This window comes from Caldisphaera sp., from assembly GCF_049974385.1.
Lineage (GTDB): Archaea > Thermoproteota > Thermoprotei_A > Sulfolobales > Acidilobaceae > Caldisphaera.
Genome location: NZ_JBMFIW010000011.1, coordinates 1 through 2,842 on the forward strand (window position 1 = coordinate 1; position 2,842 = coordinate 2,842).

Sequence of the window (2,842 nt, forward strand, 5' to 3'; positions counted from 1 at the left end):
CTAGTATTATTGAGCCTCTGTATACTTGGTTTAAAATTTCGTCGAGGCCTTTGATACCCAGCTTTGTTAGAGACAATGTTCACACCTTATTATTTATGTAATAAGAAGTTAAAAAATATATAAGGGCTCAGACCTGCGTGGGTATATCATTTATTTTAATCAACCCTTTCGAGCTTCTTCACTGCCCATTATATAATTGATTAAAAAATTAATAACTCTCAATGCAACTATACATTTTTTTATACGCATATTCTATCTCTTTTTCATCACTATTCGAATAAATTTCATTTAATATTTTATTTCTCTTATTTTTGTCTGATAAATCTGATAATATTTTTCTATAATTCTTTAACACGTTTTTAACTTCTTTTTGGCTAAATATATAATCAACAAATTCTGGAGAATCATTTAATATAGATAAGTAGTGATTTCTCAAATATTTAAATGTTGTACCTGATAATTTGTTTACAATATCTTTGTTATATGATGTTAAAATTTTATTTAACGATATACCAGCAATATATGATAATCCAATTGTTAACGAAATTATTTTGTCATGAGTTTCATAATCTACATAAAAAGTATTGAATCCAATATTTGAAAATAAGTTTTCAACTAGTTTTGATCCATCACTTTTACTAATAGGAATTATTGCTATATGATGTTTTTTTGGATCTTTCATTCCACTACCAAATAATGGGTGTATACTACTTAATAAAACATTAGACGAGAATTTATTATAATATTTTATAATTTCTTTTTTAAAAGTAGATATATCAAAAATTAATTTGTTACTTAAATCTCCATTTTTTGATATTTTAGCTAATTTAGTTAAAATTTTTTTGTTGCCCTCATTGTTTGCTGATATCATAATATAATCACTATCTTTTATTACTCTTTGAAAACTTGCAGATTTTGTTTTTGGATCATTTATTAAAACATCAAATCCATGATTTTCGAAAAGTTTATAAAAAAGTTGCCCCATTTTGCCGTAGCCTATTATTCCTATTTTCATTTTTTTCGCCTTAGCTTTTCATTTCATCAATTGTTTCGTTTATTAGATCCGCGGCCAAAGGTATATTTTCTTCTTTAGTTGTCAAAGAAATCCTAATGAAATTCTCAAATTCGTTTCCAAAAGCTTCTCCAGGAAATATACCTATGCCTTTTTTAGCTAAATTATATGCGAGTTCAGTGCCAGACAATCCATTTAGCTTTAAGAATACATAAAAAGTTCCTTCAGGTCTTACATAAACAAATTTTTTGTTGTTAACTTTATTTAAAAATAAAATAAGTCTTTTATAATAAATATCTTTAACTTGATCTGCAATAGAATCCCACATTTCTAAAGCCTTAATAGCAGCTCTTTGAGAGAATTTAGGAACTGAAGTTATGTTTGCTTTAATGAACCTACCTATTTTATCTATTAATTGCTTATCTCCAACGGCATAACCTAATCTAAGACCTGGTAATGAAAATGTTTTTGAAAAACTAAAAATTGATACGGAATTTTGCAATATATAATCTGTCAGTTTAAATTTGAAACCATCAAAAACAATGTCCCTATACGCTTCATCAGAAACTATAGTTAGATTTTTATCTAAGGATTCATCAATTAATTCTTTTATCTTTTTTTGAGTAATAACTTTACCAGTTGGATTATTTGGGTAATTTATTATCAACGTTGTATCTTTTTCTATGTTGCTAAAATTAGGTTCCCATGAATTTTCCAGTTCAGTATTTAAAATAGAAATTTGTTTGTTGAATAAATTTGCAGAAAATTCATACCCAGACCAATAGGGTGATATTAAATTAACCTTTTTTGAAAATAAAATTAAGGATGATATAGCTGCTTTAGAGCCAGGAGTTATTATTACGTTATCGAGATCTACTTTATGATATTCAGCGATAACTTCCCTCAATTCGTCCAAACCTTTATATGGTGCATATCCTAAATCTCTAATGTTTTTAGTTAGTTCATCAATTATTATATCATTAGGCTTTATATCAGGATCTCCTGCATCCATTCTTATCTTTACTTTGTTTTTGCTGAGCTCGCTGAAGAAGTCATAAATATCAAATTTCATTGTAATCACCTTGTGCTTTCTTACAAATATCAATTATTTCAATGTATATACTTTTAAAATTTCCGGCTCTTAATAAAATTTCTTTTTCTCTACTTTTATCTGTTATTTTTATTTTCTTTATTTTCTTTATTTTTCCTATTTCTTTACAAATAGAAACTCTTTCATCTAATAAATTAATTATTTGTTTGTCTATTTCATCTATTTTATTTCTCAATATATTAAGTTCCTCTGTATCAGTTTCCATTTTGATCACCTTTTGAATAAATCTTATGATAATTATCTTGATTCAAATTCCTAGAATTAGCTATTTCCAAAGAATAAAAAGTTAAATAAATCAATATTGGTATTCCATCACATCTCCCCACTAGTATCTTTAAGTGACAAATATTTATATTTTTCCTATTAAATTCCCACATATTATGTAGACATTATGTAAGAATTTAATTACTTCATTGTCTTTAAAGAAGATTTGTTACAAATTATTCAAAAATTTAATAAATCATGTGAAAATATTAATAATAGAATCCTTCGTTATTGATGATAAGTGTTATTCGCAAAGGTTTTCTTTTTGTATATTAAAGAGGCTATCATATAATAATATAATAGGAAACTAGTAATATTTAATGGGATGTCCGAAAAAAGCTATCTGAAAAATGATGATAGTCTGGAGCAGGGAACCATTACTTTATAATTTCTTTTGCAGTTTCTCCAATTATTTTAATTCCTTCTTTAAGTTTATCTATGCTTGGATAACTAAA

At 26.0% G+C, this 2,842-nt stretch carries 3 protein-coding genes; all 3 read right to left on the minus strand.

The features are described 5' to 3' along the window. Positions 1–208: 208 nt before the first annotated feature. Genes ACP5GV_RS04005 through ACP5GV_RS04015 form a run of 3 tightly spaced genes read right to left on the minus strand, consistent with a single transcriptional unit; the run spans position 209 to position 2,328 of the window. Positions 209–1,015, minus strand: coding sequence for a hypothetical protein (locus ACP5GV_RS04005; protein WP_428070123.1), 807 nt, complete (start codon positions 1,013–1,015; stop codon positions 209–211). 10 nt (positions 1,016–1,025) lie between these two features. Beyond that, positions 1,026–2,084, minus strand: coding sequence for a pyridoxal phosphate-dependent aminotransferase (locus ACP5GV_RS04010; protein ID WP_428102389.1), 1,059 nt, complete (start codon positions 2,082–2,084; stop codon positions 1,026–1,028). Continuing rightward, the gene (locus ACP5GV_RS04015) at positions 2,074–2,328 is read right to left on the minus strand and encodes a chorismate mutase (RefSeq protein WP_428070119.1); all 255 of its coding nucleotides are present in this window, start codon (positions 2,326–2,328) and stop codon (positions 2,074–2,076) included. Before ACP5GV_RS04015 ends, ACP5GV_RS04010 begins: the two co-directional genes overlap by 11 nt. Positions 2,329–2,842 lie beyond the last annotated feature (514 nt).